The sequence below is a fragment of the Helicobacter sp. T3_23-1056 genome, assembly GCF_053654535.1.
This window is the reverse complement of sequence record NZ_JBSIUU010000005.1, coordinates 116328-135238: the sequence shown is the minus strand read 5'-3', so window position 1 is coordinate 135238 and position 18911 is coordinate 116328. Positions and strand designations below refer to the sequence as shown.

General features: G+C 36.6%; 21 protein-coding genes and 1 pseudogene. 13 read left to right on the top strand and 9 right to left on the bottom strand.

Going from position 1 to position 18911, the window contains the following annotated elements; translation table 11 throughout:
* The first annotated feature begins 133 nt into the window (after positions 1 to 133).
* The 12 genes from ACWIUO_RS04110 to ACWIUO_RS04055 all read left to right on the top strand — a co-directional run bounded on the left by ACWIUO_RS04110 (position 134) and on the right by ACWIUO_RS04055 (position 8028).
* Positions 134 to 976 carry a hypothetical protein gene (locus ACWIUO_RS04110; RefSeq protein ID WP_454176651.1) on the top strand — a complete coding sequence of 281 codons (843 nt, stop codon included), beginning with the start codon at positions 134 to 136 and terminating at the stop codon, positions 974 to 976.
* A gap of 741 nt (positions 977 to 1717) precedes the next feature.
* Positions 1718 to 2470: a hypothetical protein gene (locus tag ACWIUO_RS04105; protein ID WP_454176650.1), complete on the top strand. Its 753-nt coding sequence runs from the start codon at positions 1718 to 1720 to the stop codon at positions 2468 to 2470.
* A gap of 4 nt (positions 2471 to 2474) precedes the next feature.
* Complete coding sequence (locus ACWIUO_RS04100; protein WP_454176649.1) at positions 2475 to 3065, top strand: hypothetical protein; 591 nt, start codon at positions 2475 to 2477, stop codon at positions 3063 to 3065.
* A gap of 13 nt (positions 3066 to 3078) precedes the next feature.
* Positions 3079 to 3297 (top strand): hypothetical protein, encoded by a 219-nt coding sequence (locus ACWIUO_RS04095; protein ID WP_454176648.1) that lies wholly within the window; start codon positions 3079 to 3081, stop codon positions 3295 to 3297.
* Positions 3298 to 3307: 10 nt separating this feature from the next.
* Positions 3308 to 3835 (top strand): hypothetical protein, encoded by a 528-nt coding sequence (locus ACWIUO_RS04090; RefSeq protein ID WP_454176647.1) that lies wholly within the window; start codon positions 3308 to 3310, stop codon positions 3833 to 3835.
* Positions 3836 to 3897: 62 nt separating this feature from the next.
* Positions 3898 to 4068 carry a hypothetical protein gene (locus tag ACWIUO_RS04085; RefSeq protein WP_454176646.1) on the top strand — a complete coding sequence of 57 codons (171 nt, stop codon included), beginning with the start codon at positions 3898 to 3900 and terminating at the stop codon, positions 4066 to 4068.
* Positions 4061 to 4912 (top strand): hypothetical protein, encoded by an 852-nt coding sequence (locus ACWIUO_RS04080; protein WP_454176645.1) that lies wholly within the window; start codon positions 4061 to 4063, stop codon positions 4910 to 4912. The genes ACWIUO_RS04085 and ACWIUO_RS04080 overlap by 8 nt, the downstream gene beginning before the upstream one ends.
* 5 nt (positions 4913 to 4917) lie before the next feature.
* Positions 4918 to 5079, top strand: a complete 162-nt coding sequence (locus tag ACWIUO_RS04075; RefSeq protein WP_454176644.1) for a hypothetical protein — start codon at positions 4918 to 4920, stop codon at positions 5077 to 5079.
* The gene (locus tag ACWIUO_RS04070; RefSeq protein ID WP_454176643.1) at positions 5076 to 5768 is read left to right on the top strand and encodes a hypothetical protein; all 693 of its coding nucleotides are present in this window, start codon (positions 5076 to 5078) and stop codon (positions 5766 to 5768) included. The genes ACWIUO_RS04075 and ACWIUO_RS04070 overlap by 4 nt, the downstream gene beginning before the upstream one ends.
* Positions 5749 to 6468 carry a hypothetical protein gene (locus tag ACWIUO_RS04065; protein WP_454176642.1) on the top strand — a complete coding sequence of 240 codons (720 nt, stop codon included), beginning with the start codon at positions 5749 to 5751 and terminating at the stop codon, positions 6466 to 6468. The genes ACWIUO_RS04070 and ACWIUO_RS04065 overlap by 20 nt, the downstream gene beginning before the upstream one ends.
* Positions 6440 to 7195, top strand: a complete 756-nt coding sequence (locus tag ACWIUO_RS04060) for a hypothetical protein (protein ID WP_454176641.1) — start codon at positions 6440 to 6442, stop codon at positions 7193 to 7195. The genes ACWIUO_RS04065 and ACWIUO_RS04060 overlap by 29 nt, the downstream gene beginning before the upstream one ends.
* Positions 7196 to 7227: 32 nt before the next feature.
* On the top strand, positions 7228 to 8028 hold the full coding sequence (locus ACWIUO_RS04055) for a hypothetical protein (RefSeq protein WP_454176640.1): 801 nt from the start codon (positions 7228 to 7230) through the stop codon (positions 8026 to 8028).
* A gap of 237 nt (positions 8029 to 8265) precedes the next feature.
* Here ACWIUO_RS04055 and ACWIUO_RS04050 read toward each other — a convergent pair whose 3' ends face one another.
* The 6 genes from ACWIUO_RS04050 to ACWIUO_RS04025 all read right to left on the bottom strand — a co-directional run bounded on the left by ACWIUO_RS04050 (position 8266) and on the right by ACWIUO_RS04025 (position 14921).
* Positions 8266 to 9924, bottom strand: a complete 1659-nt coding sequence (locus tag ACWIUO_RS04050; RefSeq protein ID WP_454176639.1) for an amidohydrolase family protein — start codon at positions 9922 to 9924, stop codon at positions 8266 to 8268.
* 291 nt (positions 9925 to 10215) lie between these two features.
* Positions 10216 to 10410, bottom strand: a complete 195-nt coding sequence (locus tag ACWIUO_RS04045; protein WP_454176638.1) for a hypothetical protein — start codon at positions 10408 to 10410, stop codon at positions 10216 to 10218.
* Positions 10411 to 10774: 364 nt separating this feature from the next.
* Positions 10775 to 11239: a ribosome maturation factor RimP gene (locus ACWIUO_RS04040; RefSeq protein ID WP_454176637.1), complete on the bottom strand. Its 465-nt coding sequence runs from the start codon at positions 11237 to 11239 to the stop codon at positions 10775 to 10777.
* A gap of 76 nt (positions 11240 to 11315) precedes the next feature.
* Entirely contained in the window at positions 11316 to 11678 is a 363-nt protein-coding gene (gene rbfA / locus ACWIUO_RS04035; protein WP_454176636.1) for a 30S ribosome-binding factor RbfA, read from the bottom strand.
* A gap of 76 nt (positions 11679 to 11754) precedes the next feature.
* Positions 11755 to 14508 (bottom strand): translation initiation factor IF-2, encoded by a 2754-nt coding sequence (gene infB / locus ACWIUO_RS04030; protein ID WP_454176635.1) that lies wholly within the window; start codon positions 14506 to 14508, stop codon positions 11755 to 11757.
* The gene (locus ACWIUO_RS04025; RefSeq protein WP_454176634.1) at positions 14493 to 14921 is read right to left on the bottom strand and encodes a hypothetical protein; all 429 of its coding nucleotides are present in this window, start codon (positions 14919 to 14921) and stop codon (positions 14493 to 14495) included. The genes infB and ACWIUO_RS04025 overlap by 16 nt, the downstream gene beginning before the upstream one ends.
* A gap of 213 nt (positions 14922 to 15134) precedes the next feature.
* On the opposite strand from ACWIUO_RS04025, the gene ACWIUO_RS04020 reads away from it, so the two are divergent.
* Complete coding sequence (locus ACWIUO_RS04020; protein WP_454176633.1) at positions 15135 to 16316, top strand: hypothetical protein; 1182 nt, start codon at positions 15135 to 15137, stop codon at positions 16314 to 16316.
* A 345-nt stretch (positions 16317 to 16661) separates the two neighbouring features.
* On the opposite strand, the gene ACWIUO_RS04015 is transcribed toward ACWIUO_RS04020, so the two are convergent.
* From ACWIUO_RS04015 to ACWIUO_RS04005, 3 genes and pseudogenes are all read right to left on the bottom strand, one after another.
* Positions 16662 to 16949 carry a hypothetical protein gene (locus ACWIUO_RS04015; RefSeq protein WP_454176632.1) on the bottom strand — a complete coding sequence of 96 codons (288 nt, stop codon included), beginning with the start codon at positions 16947 to 16949 and terminating at the stop codon, positions 16662 to 16664.
* A pseudogene (locus ACWIUO_RS04010) lies at positions 16946 to 17288 on the bottom strand (IS1595 family transposase); the annotation flags it as partial. The gene ACWIUO_RS04015 and the pseudogene ACWIUO_RS04010, both read right to left, overlap by 4 nt.
* A gap of 287 nt (positions 17289 to 17575) precedes the next feature.
* Complete coding sequence (locus ACWIUO_RS04005; protein ID WP_454176631.1) at positions 17576 to 18691, bottom strand: Cj0069 family protein; 1116 nt, start codon at positions 18689 to 18691, stop codon at positions 17576 to 17578.
* Positions 18692 to 18911 lie beyond the last annotated feature (220 nt).

Here is an 18911-nt window from a genome sequence, read left to right as displayed (position 1 = left end):
TCAAGTGGGCTTTGAGTGTGAGTAAGATTTTAACAAAACATTAAAGAGTTATAATCTAAAATCCAAAAGCGTGAGAATTAAGCGGTTTTAGATAAGATTCACGCGAATCTAAAATAATATAAGGTAGTGAAAAATGAAAATTGCGTTGTTTGTATTGCTTATATGTTTTAGCGTTGTATCCGCAGGGAAAATAAACAACCCAAAATTTGATGATATGCTAAAAGGCGATATGAGTTATTTTGGCGCATTGCAAAAAAGCCATACTGAAAATACTAAAATCATTTATAAAGGCGAAATAACGCTAAATGGTGTGCTTGAATGGCACAAATACCAAGATGAAGTGGATATGTATTGGCGTTTAATATTTTTCCCAGACAACCCAAAGGCTTTGCCACGATTATCAAGCTATGACAATCAATTTGGCATTGTGATAATGGATACCTTGCAAAAAAATATAGAATTTCAAAAAAGTAGTTTTTTGCAACTAAAAAATATTTTGAAAAATAAAGTGGATAAAAATGATGAGTATATTTTTGGTGGCATTGCCGTGCGCGTAAATATCACTTTGCAAAATTATTTTATAGAGACAAATTTAGATAGCGATAGCGATTCACGATACTTTGCAAATATAAAGAGCAATTCTGTAAAAACATTAGGCGACATAAGAAAATGGTATATTAGCACAATAGAGCTTCCTAGCGAATATATGCTATCCTATGCCTCCAAAGATTCGTATATCAACTTGCGCGAATCACCAAAAGGCAGGGTATTGAATCAGATTTTAAAAGATAGCATTCACACAAGATGTGCAAATGATTTTAATGATTTGACAAAAGGTTTTATTATATTTTTAGGCAAAGATTTTGCCAATCCCAAATGGTATAAAATCGCCTATATCCCACCAAATGCAAAAGACACAAGCAAAGCAATCTATGGTGTGATTCATAACTCACAAGTGGGGTTTGAGTGTGAGTAAGATTAAACGCATGAGCTAGTCTAGCGCAAAATAATATCATAAATTTATACGAGGAATTTTTTAAGTAATGGATTACTTTGGATTGCTTGTTTGGATAAATATATTGTGTTTGATTTTGCTGCTTATAAATCATAAAGCACAAATAATACAAAATATATGTTATTTGCATACTTAATGGCATTATGTCTTGGTGGTATTATATATACTTATTTAACGAATAGAATTGAATTAGTTGTAGCGTGTCTTACTTCAATATCGATAATCCCATATACATTTTGGTTTGTATTATCTATATACAAGCAACGAAAAATATGTAAATTTTTAGTGTTTGGAATCATATTTTGCGCAATAGCCTCTCATTTTATGACAAAGTTTTTTTATTACCTTGCCGAAACTAGCGGTGGCGCAGGCTCAATGTTTCTAAATAACGAATTACAATTTATTTATGTAGATAATTATGTATTTGCCTTATGTTTATTGTCCCCTGTATTATGGTGTGTGGTAGTAGCAGGCATAATACATATCATACATAGTTCCAAAAAAAGATTTTAATATAAATTGTATTGCCATTGGTTTAGGCAATTAAAGCGGATATTTTTTATCATTTTTAGCAAGATTTTAGCAACGCTAGGGTATGTTGATTTGTGCAAATCTGCAAAATGTTTTTGAAAACATTTTAATAGAATAAATTCTAGTGAAGTTTTTAAGGATTTTGAAAGCAAAATAAAGTGAGGTAGATTGATGAAAAAACTTATATTATTTTTGTTAATTAGCGATATTGTGTGCTCCAATGATTTAGGTTCTGCATTTGCTACAATCGCGTCAAAAGAGACACTAGATAAGCAGGTTGAATGGCTCTATGAGCAATGTTGTCGTCCAGCTATTGTTGAGACAAATGAATGTGTAAAGCCTAGCTTTTCGTGTGAAAAAGTGCAAGAAAATACGAGTGAGTGGCTACTTTGCTACAATCATAATGCTTTTTTGGATAATATTTTTACAAGTTACTATAATCTCATTATGCGCCATACTCCCAAAGTCCAAAAGTCAAAAGTTAAAGCCATAGCAAAGGAAGCGATGAAATTGCGCGATAAAAATGTCAAAAAGGACATAGAATCGGTAAATAATTATCTTGCCAAACTTGATAGAGAAGCAGAAAATGGCGATGAGGAAGCAGATGCAAGTCGTAGAGTGTATTGGAGAAACTTAGAAGACCCTTATTTTGCGATAAGAATGCGTATTGATAGCGCGTATCTTATTGGCATAAGCAATCTTACAAATTATCTTTTGGAGCAAAATCCACAACTTTTTGAGGCAATATTTCATAAGCATACACAATCTTATAGAGTGATTTTAGGTGAATCTAATGGCAATTTTAACTATGATAGAGTGTGGGCGGCTTTGTATTTAGATGGCTTAATAGACAAAAATGGCGCGATTGTGGGCGATTCGCATAACGATTTACACGAATCTAGCGACAATCTAAAAAGGAAGTAAAACAATGAAAAAATTAAGTTTGGTAATTTTGGTAGCGTTTGTGTCGATTGCGTTTGCAGGGAATGCAAAAGATGATTGGCAATGGGATTACGCGGATTGTGAGTTTGAGAAACTTGATGAGAGCAAGATTGAATTGCGGCGGGTAACTGAAAAATTGAGCAATGGAGAGACTTATAGTTATGAAGTCGTGGTAAATCCTAAATACGATTTAGACGCTTGTGGAGGACCTATATTTACCATAATAAAAGCCAAAAGCATGCAAGAAGCACACGATAAACTAAAAAAGGCAAAAGGGACTTTATATTGGGAGCGATGGGGAAGCGGAGAATCGATGGATTTGGGATTATATGAATATAAACTTGAATTTTTAGGGACATTGCCAAAGCAAAATTATCGATACAATGGCAAATGCAGAAGTGAAAAATCTAAATACTATAAGTGCGAGAGCGAGGAATGGTATGCGCAATATGAGTGGAGCAAGGACAAAAAACAGCTCACAATCACATACGCACAAGATTGTGGCTATGATAGCTATATATTGTTTGATTTAGGCAATGGCACATTTAAGATTGTAGAAATAGTAGAGCGATGCTAGGGGAAATGAGAAAATGAAAACATTAAGTTTGCTTTTTGTGCTTTATGTGCTAACGCTCACAAATGCAAATGCGCTTGATATAGAAAAACTTAAAAAAGAAACTTTAAAGAAAGCCAAACTCCAACCACGCGATGACCCTAAAATGGCGAATCTAATCCCGCTAGAGTCGATAAATGATGAGTTGTTAGAAAAATTGCAAGATAAATGCGAGAAAAATGGGAAATGCAAATAAAGGCAAATGTGTGAATCCTAAAAAATCTAACGAATCTTTTTCTCTGCCTATCGCGCTCACAGCAAAAAAGACTTTAATGCGTTATGATTGCACGATAATGAAATACACAATGCAAAATAAAAAAGACAATAAAATCTACAAAGTAAAAAGTCTAGATGAAATTACTTTGAAGGATAGTGATGATTTGTTTGTAGTCAAACTTGATGGCTCAAAACTGCATACTTATGATGAGTTTGTAGCTACTGCAAAAGCTGCTTTTCAAACGCCCACTGATGAGAGTATGATTTGGCTTAATGAGGCGGGAAATACTTGGAATTGTTGGATAGAGTATTTAGATTGGCTTTTAGATTTAGGTTTTAATTCTTTTGTTTTGATTGTGGAAAATTGGAGCAAGGCATTAGATAAAGATAGCAAAGATGAAAAAGAATATCTTTTGTCAGACTTTCAATATGCTTGTGATTTTTGGGGATATGAGATTGCAGAAGTCAGTCTTGGTAATGTTGAACCAAAAGAATTTAATATTTACTTGGTGGGGTAAAAATGAAAAATTAAAAAAGTGTGAATTTGGTATTGCACGGATATGGATAATGGCGGTGAATTATGCAATATGAGATAAAAACTACTATACAAGCAAGAAATTGGATTTTATATCAAGTAAAAACCGAGCGCATAGTCAAAAGAGATTGTGCTATAATCAAAGCTGGTGGTGTGGAAGTCATCATAGATTCTAGCGGATTAGTCGTAAAAGGTGGAGAGATAAAAAGTGAGTGAAAAAAGATTTTGCCAAACAATGAAAATCCAAAACACCAAAATGCCCTTTGACCCGCTTTTATTTGATGGGCTAGGTAGTGATAGAGATAGAAAGTGGAATAATATAATCTACTCCACAATATCTAGTTGTGGGGCTACATTTGCCGTATTTGGATTATATATTTTTTATGGAGTTGTGGTTGAGAAATGGCATCATAATACTTGGTTTATATGTTCTTATTTTGTTATTATGATTGTTTTTTGTGTATTTTTATGTTTTTGGATTTATTGGCATTTGTTGTTATTTAAAAATGGTAAAAAACACAAACATATCAATAAAAATAATCCTATTTTAGTTTGTGAATATAAGCGAGGTTTTGGTAATTACTGCGTGTGGATTTTTGGTTTTATAATAGTAGCGATTCTATATAGCCCTGTTTTTGTGCTATCTATTTTTATACAGCCATTTATAGCACCTGTTTTGTTGCATTTATTTTTAAGTAAGCCTTTTTTATTAAAAAAAATATTACTATTTGACAAATATGTCATATTAGAATATAGAATATTTGGCAATATTAAACTTAGTAGAGAAAGGCTTGTGCTAATGCGAATGCCTGCCGCATATAAAAATTTAGCATTTGTTAGACCGCAACTTTTTGATAAAGACAAATATCCGCACATAATTGCTAATTTTTGCACTCGTTTTAATCCATTTGGAATGAGCAATGTCGATAAGTTGATTGAAATATTGGATAGTGAGATAGAATATAATGTGCATAAAATAAGAAAAGATATGTTTATTATCAATATGAATCCCAACATAATAAATTTTAATGTTTTAAAAAAATACCTAAAATCGAGGTAATCAATATGGGAAAAATATATGGCATAGCAATAAGCTGCACCCCAAGCGATAGACTTATCATAAATGAAAATGGAGAAGAGTTTTTTGAGTGTATGAATGAAGAAGAAATGACTATAATCCAAAAAGAAAAAGATTTGCAAGAAAAGATAGGACACTGCAATAAATGAGCAAAAATACACAAAACCCAAATAATACAAACAACACCACAAATATTGAGAAACTCGAATCAGATTCACGCGCAAACCAAAATCCAAAAAGATACGATAAAAATGGCGATGAGATTATATGGGAAATCCACAAATATCCCATATACAAACTTATGTTTCAATATCTATTTTCTTATGGAGTGCATTTGCTTGCTATATGGTTTCTTGTGTGGATTATCTATCGCCATCAAATAGATTCAATTTTTTTAATAATATTATTTTTATTTATGGGATTTTATTTTGTCATTAAAGTGATTTATAATCTTAATTTTAAATCGTGCTATCTCACAAAGCAAAATTTTATCCTGCAAAAATATATTGGGGCAGATTTGGTTTTACCTTTGGGAAAGTTTTACTTAACTTGTGGCATACCCTCTACGGTAGGCTGGGATTTTATCGATGCGATAAGTATCTACACAATCTCAAAAGATATATTACCAAAATATTATTTTACGGATTTTTATACAAACATAGACGAAGCTATGGATATAATCAAGCCATATATTGAAAATTATTGTTTAAAAATTGATGAAGTAGCATATTTACATTTTAAAAATTCAAGTTGGGTTAATGAAAATAGGGAAAATTATATAGATTTTGCTAAAATCGATAAAATAAGGGAGGCGAATAATGCTACAAAAAATAAATGAGACGCTAATCACAGATTTGGATACTTCAAACCAAAATCCAAAAAGATATGATAAAAATGGCGATGAGATTCTCTGGGAGGGCAAAAGAAAATACCACCCTGCTGGGGTATTTCAATATATGTTGTATTTTATTGTAGGTGCTTTTTTTATGTGGTTTTCTTGGATTTTAGTTTTTAAAATATCTTTATGGTGGCTTATATTTGCCATCTCTTACGATGCTTTTATGCTATGGCAAATGTATAATGCAATCAATTTTAAATCAATACACTTAACACAAAAAGGATTAGTTTTGACTACAAGATTTGGTGGTGATATTTGTTATCTATATGGGGATTTTGTAATACGCTTTGATATACCGATAGGAATTAGATTTTGTGAGGATATTACAATAACCAACACAAAGCAACAAAACAGAACCTTTCCTTTTCCTTGCGGATATGATTCATTTGGTAGCTTTGAAAATAATCAAGATTTTAAAGAAATTTGCACGACAAAAACACAACACGCACTAGAATCTATGGATATTGACAAAAAAGCATATCTTTATAAAATTTACACGCTCAATGTAGGAATGATATTTAATGAAGAGAGGAACTCAAATGTTTTTATAATAGATTTTTTGCCATATAAGAAAGAAATAGAACATTATTTAAATTATTTAAAGGAACAAAATGGGCAACCAACAACAAAACATTTATAGTGCCTTGAATATTTATAGTTGTGAATTTGATAAAAAATTACCACAAAAACAAACACAACTTGCATATTCAAACCAAAATCCAAAAAGATACGACAAAAATGGCGATGAGATTCTCTGGCAACTAAAGCGCAAAAATAATGTGGGATTTCGATTGGTAAAACTTTGGAGTTGTTTTATAGCTTTTATTTGTATTGCGGTTAGTTTATTTGTTATTTTTTTACCATTTATAATGACAAGAGATGTTTCAAATGCTGGTTTATTTGTATGGGTATTATCTACATTATTGATTATTGTTGGATTTGGTAGTTTTTTAAAGCTAATCTTAGAAAGTATAGTATGTCATTTAAACACTAAAGATATGTATCTCACTAACAAAAAGCTTTATATTATACGCCACATAGGAAGCAACATCGAAGCACCTTTGGGTAGTTTTATCATTTATTCCGATTTTATTGTGTATAATGTAAGCTTTTCGGATATATATGATGTTTCTTTGATACAAAACAGGCAATCAATTTACAATATTATAGACTTTGCTGATTCAAATATATGCGATATATTTCCTTTGCTGAAGCCTGCGATTGTTGATTATTTGCTTAACTGCGAGATAAAAGAGTTTAGAAAATTTTTTATTCTTTATAGCGCGCATATAGGCAATGCTTATGAAAAATATGATATAGATTATAAAGAGCTAGAACGATTGCGTGGAAGTCATCATAGATTCTAGCGGACTTGTAGTCAAAGGTGGAGAGATAAAAAGTGAGTGAGAAGCAAATATATACAAACAAAGACACAAATATTGCGAATCTAAAAACAGATTCACGCGCAAACCAAAATCCAAAAAGATACGACAAAAATGGCGTTGAGATTCTCTGGGAGGGCAAGAAAAAATACCACCCTGTTGGTTTATTTTTATTTATTGCTTTTTGGTGTGGTGGTGGATTAGCCATTTGGACTATGTGGCATTTTATGCGTGTTGAGTCTTTATGGTATGGTGTGCCTCTTATTTGTTTTGTGGGAATTGCGTGCTTGTTTGGGTATTATTGTATAAATTTGCGCAAAATCTATCTTACTACAAAAGGCTTATGGATACACACGCGATTTAATGGCGATATTTTTTATCCTTATGGATATTTTGTTGTGCATTATATGGTTGGTTCTATGATTTCATTTGCAGAATTTGATACTATACATAGTCCTCAAAAATCATCAAAAACTTTTATGTTTCCTGTTGTGAGGGGTTCTATGGGAGTGTTTATGAATAATGATGATTTTAAGCGCATTTGTAGCAAGCAAACACAAAAAGCATTAGAATCTATGTCAATCAAAGATATAGTAAATCTTTATGATAATTATACAAATTATGCAGAGCCAAAACGCTACTTCACTATAAAACATTATTTTCCTACTAATGATATGATACATAATGTTTTTGTAATTGATTTTTCGTTATATAGACAAGAGTTAGAATGCTATTTAGACACAAAAGTGCCTCTTATTTGTGTTGCTTGGCTGCGGTGCAAAAAAAAGATAAATTTTATATTTAAAGGGGCAAAATGAGTGATAAAGAACAAGCATATAATATTGAACTTGAAGCTGTGTTTGATAAAGATTCAGCAAATAAAAAGGTGGATATAGACAACCATACGGACAACAATCAAAAATAACAAAATCAACCATAAAAGATTCTACAAAGCCACAAGATTCTATGCAATGGTAAGTAAGCAAAATAGCAAAGCCACATAAGAGCTTACTTTTATGCAAAAATAGGCAATAAAAACAATGATAAAAAAAATCTTAAGATTTTACCACCACTTCGCCATTGATATATAGCCTATGGGCTTTTGTAGCGTTTGTAAAAAAATGCAGTATAGGCGTAGTAGAATGCGCGATTTGAGGGATATGAAAAATAGCAAAATCCGCGTATTTACCCCGCTTTAGTTCGCCATTTTCTAGCCCTAGAGCCTGCGCTCCATAGCGCGTAGCACTAAGCAATATATGTCTAGCTAGCCACTCTATCCCAAACCCCGCATTATCTAGCCCAAAAAGTGCTGCCCTCATCTCATCTAGCAGGTTTGTATTGACATTGCTACTTGCGCCATCTGTGCCGATAGCCAAATGCGATAAAAATGTAGATTTTGATTTATTTGTGAGAGTGCCAAAATCCGCCTTACTAGAATCTATGCCCGCTAAATCCGCCAAAAAATCTGCCCCAAAATTCGCGCCCCCCAAATCCATTTTTGTCAAATCCACGCTTGCAAATTTACCAATATCAAGCATTTTGCCACCTAGCAGTCTATTTGAGCGCGGGCAAGTAGTGATAAAATGCCCTGATTGCAAAATCTCCCCTAGCTCCCTCTCATTTATCGCTACGCAATGCGTAAGCACCGCTTGCGTCCCGCTAAAAAGCTCCAAAAATTCGCTAATGTTATAAAGCGGTTTTGGATTTGGGATTTTTAGCGTATCGGTGTAAAAATGCTTAAACCACCCGCTTTTAGATTCTAGCCATTCACGCTCGCTAGCTGATTCTAAGAAATGCGCGCTGATTATTGGCTTGCATTTGGGCGTTTGTTTGGGATTTGTGCGGGTTTGATTAGGCGTTTGGCTAGCCGTTGTATGTTTTTTTGCTAGCTCTATGGCGTTTTTTGCTAGCTCTTTATGCACAGAATAGGGCGAATGTATCGCAACACGCGGGCAAAATCGCTCATTTTTTAGCCTCTTTTGCACCTCACACGCGTTCAAAAATCGCTCTTCAAATTTTGCATAAACTTCATTTATCTGCCCAGCATTTGCCCCCAAAGCTTCGCAAAAATACGCCACACGCAACGGCGAGTGCGCTAAGGCTAGCATATCCCCGCCATAGCTAGAAATCGCCCCCACACTTCCCACCCCGCATTCTAGCTGCGTGGCTATTTGGCGTGCCAAAACAGAATCTAGCTTTTCTAGCACGCCTCCACGATAGCTCATCACAGATTCTAGCCACGCCTCAAAGCTACCATACGCAAAGCTAGCCCTATTTGCGCCAAATTCAAAATGAATATGGGCATTTATTAGGGCTGGCAAAAGCACGCAATCGTTAAAAAAATGCTTTTTGATATGCGGTGGTTTTGTAGATTTTGGTGCGGATTTTTGTTTGGTGGCGTGGTTAGATTTTTGTGTGGTTTTTTGTTTGGCTTTTGTGGTTTTTGAGTCAAAATCCACTCCAAAATTTAGCGCAAAATCCTCCGCAAAATCCTCTATCAAATATTCTGCAAAATCCGCGCTAAGCGTTTGATTTTTTGCGTTTTTTGGATTTTGTGCCATATATCGCGCTAGATTTGACTCTAGGACGGATTCTAGCTCGCTATACTTGCCAATGGCGATAATTTTGCCATCTTGCATAGCCACCCCGCCATCATAGATGATGCCACACTCCTCATCGCAGACAAAAACCACGCTCGCACCGATTAGCTCCATTCTCATTCCTTAGCACTATTTGCAAGATTTTGCTTATTTGTAAAATTTCGCTTAAAATCTTTGCTACAAATCTTACCAAAACTTACAAAATAAAATTGTCATTGTGCGATTCTAGGCTTTTTTGTCTTTTCTAGCCATTAAATTTTGCGTTTTTGCAAAATCTAATGGTGGGTATCCACCTTAGCCGTAATTACAAAACTATGCTTGCACAGCGTGGCAATTTATGCTGTTTTTTCTTGTTGCAAAATTTTGCGACCTAAACAAAAGTTGTGAAATAGTGGCAATCCACACCTACAATGTCATTGCGAGCGTTGCAACACAACGCGTGGCAATCCACAATGTAATGAAAAAATAATAGATTGCCACGAATTTGCAACTTTTTACAAAGTTGTATTTGTTCGCAATGACGGAAGCAGAATCATTGTCCGCAATGACAGAAGTAGAATCCTTGCCCATAATGGCAGTGGAATCTAAAGAAACCCACACCCCTTTTTGTCTCCCTCGTGCTAAGGGAGGGGGATTTTAGATTGCCACGCAAATGTGATTTTTGACAAAGTCGCATTTGCTCAATATGACAAAATTATTTGTCATATTGAGTTTTTGTAAGAAACCCAAGTATCTAAAACATTAAAATCAAAAAAAATCAAAATCAAAAAATAGGGATATTTTGCTTGTTTTGTTTGCTAAGAATGATAAAAAAAGCATCATATATCAATGACAAAACCTAAATATTACAGGGTTTTAAGCATTGGCGATTTTTACCGCGTGCTAGCACTTCGCAAAATGCAACAACAAAGCTAAAATCAAAGCAAGGCTTTTAAAGCATTTTTATCAAAATCTAATAAAATCTCTACCATTCAAAAATCGTTTTCACTTTTTTTAGTTCGCTATATGGGATAAATTTTTCTAGCTTACAATCTTGCATTTCAAACGCCACCCCATTTTCATTTGCCTCCAAAATCACCGCTTCAAACTCGCTTTTATCCATCGTTTTTACGCTTACTTTTTCCCCCACAGATAGCGCAAAATGTCGCGGTATTTTTAGCACTCTATCTAGCCCGGGGGAGCTTACTTCCAAATGATACGCCTCTTTTATCAAATCTTTGACATCTAAAAATGGCGAGATGATTTCGCTAACCCTTTGACATAACTCAAGCGTAGTCGCCCCCTGCTTTGCTATAATGCTAATGCGCAAAATCAGCATTTCATTTTCGCGCACAAGGGCTATGTCATAGAGGCTGCAAGAGGCAGAATCTATAAGGGATTCTAGCTCATTTTGAATGCTAGATTCTATTTCGTAGCTTAGTTTTTTCATTTTTTGCCTTTTGGATTTTGTGGATTTTGTCTTGGATTTGTTTTTATTTGAGGTTGGCTTTTGCTTGTGGTGGTGGTTATTTGGATTTTGCTTGCGTAGAATCTTGCGCGATTTTTTGAAATATTTGCTCCAAATTTTGCTCTACCTCCAAACTATCATCAAAAATAAATTGAAAATTTGGGCATTTAAACCACCCGCTAGCATTTAGCACATATTCTTTTAAAATCCCTTGCGCCTTGCTAAGAGTGCGCAAAATCTCTTTTTTTTCTTGCTCATTTTGCGTGGTGGATTGGATATAGACTTGGGCATTATATTTGCCTTTGGAGCAGCGCACAGCTACGATATTTAGGGAGTTTATACGCGAATCTTGCAGTTGAGAAATCGCCTCTATGAGTAGCTCTTGGAGGAGGGATTGTGTGCGCTCTAGGTGGATAGACATTGTCTGCCTTTATAGATTTTGGATTTTGTGAAAAATGCAAAATTTGCTAGATTTTGTCGCCAAAATATTGCAAAATCTAAATTTTTTGTGCTTTTTTGACTTGGATAAAGCTCTCAAACACATCGCCTACCTGAATGTCATTGTAATTTTCAAGCATTATCCCGCATTCATAGCCTTTTGCGACTTCTTTGGCATCATCTTTAAATCGCTTTAGGCTTGCAATCGCGCCTGTATGCACCACCACGCCATCGCGGATAAGCCGAATGCTAATCCCCCGCTTAATCACCCCATCTGTAACCATACAGCCCGCAATCACGCCTACTTTGCTAATATTAAATGTCTCTCTTACTTCGGCTTGCCCTGTGTTTTCTTCTTCGATGAGCGGGCTCATAAGCCCAGAGATTAGGGCTTTGACATCATCTAGCAAATCATAAATCACCGAATAAGTCTTAATCTCTACGCCAAGTTCTTTTGCGCTTGTTTTTACGATTCCCGTGGGTCGGAGTCCAAACCCTAGTATGAGTGAGTTTTCACTCGCACTCGCTAGCTCGACATCGCTTTGGCTTATCCCACCTACGCCAAAATTTATGACATTTACTTGCACTTCGTTGTTGTTTAGCTTTTCTACGCTTGCTTTGATTGCTTCTAGGCTACCTTGCGTGTCGGCTTTGATGATAAGCGGGATAGTTTTTAGCTGTCCTTTTGCCACCATTTCGCTTAGCTCTTCAAAGGAAACTTTTGTGGATTTGCTTAGCTCTTTTTGTCGCAAATATGTCGCTAATTTTTGTGCTTTTTCTCGCGCTAGCGTGTCATTTGCCTCGACAAATAGCTTGCTCCCAGCACTTGGCACTTCGGATAATCCCGCTATAGAAGCGACACTTGATGGTTCTAGTTTTTCTACATTTTCGCCTTTGTCATTTACCATAGAGCGCACGCGTCCATACGCCGTGCCCGCATACACAGGGTCGCCTACTTTTAGCGTGCCTTGTTTGATTATGATATTTGCCACAGGTCCGCGCCCTTTTTGGATACTTCCCTCTAGCACGATTGCTTGCGTGGGGGCATTATACGCAGCTTTTAGCTCCAAAATCTCTGCGTGAAGCAAAATCGATTCTAATAGATTTTCTAGCCCCTCGCCACTTTTAGCAGAAATAGGCAAAAACTCATACTCCCCACCCCAATCTTGCGCCATAAATCCTAACTCCGCGCATTCGCTTTTTAGTTTGTCAGGGTTTGCATTTTCTTTGTCCATTTTATTCATAGCGATGATGATTTCTACGCCTGCGGATTTTGCGTGGTTTAGGGCTTCTATGGTTTGTTGTTTTACGCCATCATCAGCAGCGATTACGATTATGGCAATATCTGTTACTTGCGCGCCTCTCGCTCTCATACTGCTGAAAGCCTCGTGTCCGGGCGTGTCAATAAAGCTAATTAGCTTGCCATTTTTTTCTACCATATACGCACCGATATGTTGTGTGATACCGCCTGCTTCCCCGCTAGCTATGCGTGAATTTCGTATCGCATCAAGCAAAGAGGTTTTGCCGTGATCTACATGCCCCATTATCGTTACCACAGGGGGTCGCGACTGCAGCTCGCTATCTGCAAAGCTAGTTTGCTCTTCTTGGGCTAGGATTTCCTCGCTTTGGATAGAGACTTCTATCTTAAACTCTTCTGCCAAAATCTCAATCGCATCTTTGTCTAAAAAGTCATTTTTGGTAGCCATAAGCCCTAAGCTAAACAGCACTTTTATCACTTCATTTAGCGGTCGTCCCGCCGCTTCGGCAAACTCATATACACGAATCTCTTCAGGGATAGAGATTGCGCTTTTTGCGCTTAGGGTTGATTCTTGCGTGGGTTTTGGTAGCTTTTTGCGTCTTGAGCGAGAAATGGAGCGCGTTTCGTTTAGCCAAGGATTTTTGCGCTGGAGTCGCACTCTATCGGTGATGATTTGTCGCACCTCGTTTTCTTTGTCCTCATCTAGCACTTCTTGTTCATTTAAGTCAAACAGCACGATTTCATCTTGCTCTTCATCAAAATCTTTGGAGCTGATTTCTCTATCTGTGATTTGCAATCTCATCTCGCCCTCTCTGTGCGTAGCGGCGATTTTTTTGGGCTTTTTGGGTTTTTTTAGCAAAATCTCATCATCTTGCATTTCTTTGTCTAGTATATCGTGCAATGAGGGGGCATAAGATTTTGGTTTGTTTGTTTGCGCGCTAGGCTTAGGGGTAGAATCCACTTGCGAAGTCCTTTTTACGATACGAATCCCCGTGCTTCGCTGGATAATGGTAGAATTTTTATCAATGTCTAGTTTTTCATTTGTCGGGGGATTTGTTTGCGTGGTTAGATTTTGTGCGTTAGATTCTTGCTTTGATTCTTGTGTGGATTTTGCTTTGGCATTAGATTTTGTAGGGGTTTTTGATTGTGTTTCTTTTTTTGTGGTTTTTGTAGTTTTGGTAGTGTCTTTAGCGGATTTTTTAGCAGAATCTTTTTTTTCTTTTGCCTCGTTTTCGTCTTTGGTTTTTGATTTTGTGCTTTTTGTGCTTGTTTTTTTCTCTCCATCACTTTTGGCTGTTTTTGGAGTCTTGGCAGAATCTTTTGTAGATTTTGCGCTTGCTTTGCTAGTGCTTTTTGTGGATTTTGAGGGTTTTGGGGCGGGCATTTTGTTTTCGCCTGTTAGCACAAAATGTGCGATATATTCCGCTGTTTGCGTATCCACAGAGCTTGTTACATTAAAAACTTTTAAGCCCATTTCTTTGGCTTTTGCGACTACTTCTTCTGGTTTTCTTGCGATTTCTGTTGCGATTTCTGCTAGTTTTACTTTTTCAGCCATTCTTGTGCCATCTCCTGAATTTCTGCTAGATTTTTGGGTAGCCCTTTTATCGCCCTTGCAAACGCTTTTGTAAGCTGTTTTTCATCTGCTAAACACGCATTTAAGCATTCTTTACAAAAATAAAAACTTTTGCCCCTTTTTATGCCTTTTTGCCCTTTTTTTGCGTTGGTTTTTTTGTCATTTTTTTTGTCGCCATTTTTGTTTTTTTGGCTACCCTCAAGGCAAAAAGACTTCTCAATGCTAAAGGGCTTTATGATTTTTTGTGCGTTAGGCTTTTTATCTGCGGTGTTTGCGGTGTTTGCAAGGCTAGATTCTACCAAAAAACGATATAAATCTTTTTGGGGAAATCTAGCACGACAACAAACGCACATACGAATCGATTTTGCACAGGCATATTTGCTAAAAGGGGACATTTATGTTTCTTTTGCAAGTGGTTTATGGCGCGTATTTTAGCATTAAATTCCCTAAAATGCCATAAAATTTAAACTCTTGTTTAGATTTTAAGTTTATACTTTTGGTTTATTTTTGATTCTTAAAAAGCATAAAATTTAGTTTTTGTTAGAATCAAAATATTAGATTTTCAAAATCTAAAATCCAAAATCTAAAAAGACAAAAAAGGACACAAAATGCGACAAATATTTCTCAAACTTTTAGGATTTAGCCTTGTGCTAACCACAAGCACAAACGCGCTAAATATCCCTGACATAGACATAAAAACCAAAGGCACGCTAGGCGTGGTAGGCGCAGCAGATTTTGCGCACGCTGATAGCCATCTAGGCGTGATGGCACAAATCGGTGCTACTTTTTCGCTAGAAAATGGCTTTTTGTGGGGGATAGGCGCGATAGGGGCTTGGACACCTTGGGTGCAAAGAGATTCTCTAAAAGTTTATCAAAATTCAGGCGATGCCTACTCGGCATACATTGGCTATGAAAATAGCCTTGTGTCGTTTTATGCAGGGAGGTTTGATAATGAATTTTCAAAGTTTGATTGGCTAAGTGGAAATGTGCAAGGACTCTCACTGCGATTTAAAACCTACGAAGAAACAATGTCGTATTGGATAACTTATGCAAACTCATATCTATATAATGGCAAGCAAAAAGATGAAGTGCAAGGGGAGCGAATCACAGCAAATCTAGGCTCACTCATCAGCTACAACGAAGGCTCGCGCAAAAATACCCTAGTAGGTGGCGAGATAGTCGCTGGCGGGGTAGATTTTGATTATAAAGGCGTATTATTAAAGCCATTTGTGCTATTTAACACAAGAGTGCAAAATAGCTTTTTATTGCAAGGCGGAATCAAAGCGGGGCTAAACCTACCCATAGGCAATAGCGGGCTTTTCTCATACACAAGTATAAACGCGCTTTATCAGTATTGGGACATCGTAGCAGGTGGCTCATCTAGCTCACTACTTTTGTGGGGCGATGAGGCGTTTAAAATCAAAGATTTTAACTTCGGTGGCGGTGTCGTGTGGATAATGGGCAATGCAGGAAATCGCATTTATGCCCTAAGCGATGGAAGCAGATTTTATGGTAGAAGTTTTTTTGGTAACGGAATCGCTCCGTATTTGCAAAGCTCATCATTGTATGGATATGTATTTGGCGGGATTGACTTGCAAGAGAGGGTGGGCGCAAGGCTTGATTTGATGGTTAGTTTTGGGACTTATACAGAATATAGCATTATGAGTGATTTTGCGGTATGGAAAAGAGATAATATGCGACTAAGTGCAGGGGTAGGCTATGCCTATATGGATGCAAATAATTTTGGCAAGGGAAACGCGCTTAGGGCATTTATGCGCTTTGCGTATTAGTGGATTTTGGTGTTTTTGGTTTAGCGGATTTTTGGTGTTTTTTTGGTTGTTTTTTTTTTTTTTTGGTGGGGGCTGATTTGTCGCGCTTGCGTTGATTTTTGTCGCATTTGCTTTGTCGTGTTTGCGCTAAATTTTGTCTCACTTGCGTTGTCGTATCTGCTTTGTCGTATCTACAATGATAAATAGATATTTTTAATAATGATAAATAGACATTTTCAATGTTGTATCATTCCTCATACGAAGGTTTTGCAAGAAGCCGAAGTATCCAAAATCTTATCATCTTTAGATTTTCCATTTTTGTTTAGATTTTTTTATTGTTGTCATATTTAAGCATTAGGGAAATATCTAAAAAACATTGTTTTTGTCATTGCGAGAATTTGCGACTTTGTTAAAAGTTGCAGATTCGTGGCAATCCACTCTGTAATACAAACAAAATAGATTGCGAGAATCTAGTCTTTTTAACAAAAGCCTAGATTCTCTTTTGTTTTTCAATGACAAATAAACGCCTTGAGATACTTCGGGCTTAAAAGCCATTTTAGTATGATAATCACTTTGTAATGCAAAATTTTGCAAAAATTCGCAAGATTTTACGATACCAATATTTACAATGCCAATAAAAAAATAAAGGCTCAAGACAACTTAAGCAGATTTTCTCTTATAATTTTTAACAAAATTTTATACAAATCTTGTCCTTGATTTTTGGTTATGGCTATCTAAATTCTGTCTTTTTTAGATGAAGCATAAAATTCTCTTTTTTTGATTCCTTTGAATTTAGTAAGTCTATGTTTAGCATAACCCCCTTCTGCTTACATTTGCGAGCATTAGCAAAGCAAAAAAGTTTTCAATCCCATTTATGTGATTTCTACCTAACGCAAATTCATTTTTGCTATGTTTGACACGATAATGTGCCTTTGCACAAAAATCCACCAATCCATCACACGCTCCCCAACAATCGCTATAAATTATGAATTCTGCTAAAATCGCTACTTTGTAGCTACTTTTTTGTGCCACGCGGATTTTGCAAAAAAACTTGTTTTGCAAATGATAATGAAGTATGGCTTGCAACGAGAATCCATAAGATGATTCTCGTGCAGTAAAAGTAGAAAAAGCAGCAGAAGTAGAAAAAAGCAGTAAAAGTAGAAAAAATCGAAAAAATCGAAAAAGCAGTAAAAAACCAAAAATAAAAGCACAAGATTTAGCCTTATTTTAGCCTTGTTTTAGCCTTATTTTGGCTTTATTTTAGCCTTGCTTAGTGGGAGTTACGCCTTTTTCTCGCTTACGATTTCTACGATATTATCCCCCACCATTAGCGCGATTTTTTCCATAAATTCCGCAGGGCTAGTAAATCCTACGCAAGAGCAGTTTATCTCGCCTAGCACATATTTATCTTTGCCCGCTGAATCCGTATCAAGGATAAAATCCGCCGTCCAAATCAGTGGCAAGTCATAGTTGCCAAGTTTTTGGCGGATTTCTGGCAACTGCGCCAAAAACCAATCAATCAAACTCTGCCAATCTTTTGGCTCATCATAGCGATATTTCGCCCCGCTAAAGAGTGTCGCAGAGAACGCATCGCCACCCTCAGCAGGCTTTTTATGCACGACATACACGGGCGTTTTATACAGCATTAGGATTCTAATCTCGCCCTCTTTAATGCGTGGGAGGAATGTCATATCCACAAGCATTCCATTATCGCCCTTTAGATACGCTTCGCAAAAGTCCATAAACTCGCCTAATTGGCGGTTTTCGCTGTGATTGTCTTTGGCTTCTGTGCAGATGATTTTAGTATCAAGCGGGAGTGAATCCACCTTGTTGTATGCGCTCGCATCTTCTAGTCTCACGCGCCAGATTCCCTCGCCTGTGGAGCCACGATTTTGCTTTAGCACGCGCTCGCCCTTTGCTAGCGTCTTTGGAAAGTTTTTCTTAAAGTCGTGCTCGCCACCTGCTTCCCATTTCACGCCGATTCGCGCTGCTTCGTTTGGCTCATAATACGCTAGCGTATCCGTAGGCACAAGCTCGGTATTGCGGAGCTTGGTAAGCGCGTCTTTTGCCCCATAGCCTATCATCGCATCAGGGTGAGGCATACCCACTAGCCCAGCATCGCAGAGTTTGCGGAGCACATCAAAGTAGAGTTTTTCCTCTTTGAGATTGCCCGGATTCACACGCGAGACATAGCCATCAAACTTGCCTTTTGCTTCCTCATAGATTTTGTTGCGTTCAGATTCATTACGCAAAATCTCATCGGTGAAAAAGATTGCCTCCGCATTCCAACCCTTCGCTTTTAGCGCATTTACCATAGGCATCGTGTCTTTGCGATACCCATCAGGTCCTTTGTCGCTTCCGCCCTTTGCTTCAAAAAATACAATGCTCTTTTTCATTTTTGCTCCTTATGTGTAGGTAGATTTTGCGTTTGGTGTCGCCACACTCGTGCTTGTAAGTCGCTAGCACTTTTGCTTGATTTGGCATATTTGCGTGGAGTAATGATTTGCCACGCAGAATTTAGAGCTAAATTCAAGACGCTAGGATTTTAGCGAAAAAATAGAAATATTCTCTCAAATAACGATTTTTTGGGATTTTGCCAAATCAATCAAAGCGCGT

Bases quoted from the DNA above. Each gene is read 5' to 3' on its own strand.
- ACWIUO_RS04110 (WP_454176651.1), top strand. From the start codon at position 134: ATGAAAATTGCGTTGTTTGTATTGCTTATATGTTTTAGCGTTGTATCC.
- ACWIUO_RS04005 (WP_454176631.1), bottom strand. From the start codon at position 18,691: ATGAAAAAGAGCATTGTATTTTTTGAAGCAAAGGGCGGAAGCGACAAA.
- ACWIUO_RS04020 (WP_454176633.1), top strand. From the start codon at position 15,135: ATGCGACAAATATTTCTCAAACTTTTAGGATTTAGCCTTGTGCTAACC.
- ACWIUO_RS04075 (WP_454176644.1), top strand. From the start codon at position 4,918: ATGGGAAAAATATATGGCATAGCAATAAGCTGCACCCCAAGCGATAGA.
- ACWIUO_RS04065 (WP_454176642.1), top strand. From the start codon at position 5,749: ATGCTACAAAAAATAAATGAGACGCTAATCACAGATTTGGATACTTCA.
- ACWIUO_RS04085 (WP_454176646.1), top strand. From the start codon at position 3,898: ATGCAATATGAGATAAAAACTACTATACAAGCAAGAAATTGGATTTTA.
- rbfA (WP_454176636.1), bottom strand. From the start codon at position 11,678: ATGTCTATCCACCTAGAGCGCACACAATCCCTCCTCCAAGAGCTACTC.
- ACWIUO_RS04040 (WP_454176637.1), bottom strand. From the start codon at position 11,239: ATGAAAAAACTAAGCTACGAAATAGAATCTAGCATTCAAAATGAGCTA.
- ACWIUO_RS04095 (WP_454176648.1), top strand. From the start codon at position 3,079: ATGAAAACATTAAGTTTGCTTTTTGTGCTTTATGTGCTAACGCTCACA.
- infB (WP_454176635.1), bottom strand. From the start codon at position 14,508: ATGGCTGAAAAAGTAAAACTAGCAGAAATCGCAACAGAAATCGCAAGA.
- ACWIUO_RS04100 (WP_454176649.1), top strand. From the start codon at position 2,475: ATGAAAAAATTAAGTTTGGTAATTTTGGTAGCGTTTGTGTCGATTGCG.
- ACWIUO_RS04060 (WP_454176641.1), top strand. From the start codon at position 6,440: ATGGGCAACCAACAACAAAACATTTATAGTGCCTTGAATATTTATAGT.
- ACWIUO_RS04105 (WP_454176650.1), top strand. From the start codon at position 1,718: ATGAAAAAACTTATATTATTTTTGTTAATTAGCGATATTGTGTGCTCC.
- ACWIUO_RS04025 (WP_454176634.1), bottom strand. From the start codon at position 14,921: ATGTCCCCTTTTAGCAAATATGCCTGTGCAAAATCGATTCGTATGTGC.
- ACWIUO_RS04070 (WP_454176643.1), top strand. From the start codon at position 5,076: ATGAGCAAAAATACACAAAACCCAAATAATACAAACAACACCACAAAT.
- ACWIUO_RS04050 (WP_454176639.1), bottom strand. From the start codon at position 9,924: ATGGAGCTAATCGGTGCGAGCGTGGTTTTTGTCTGCGATGAGGAGTGT.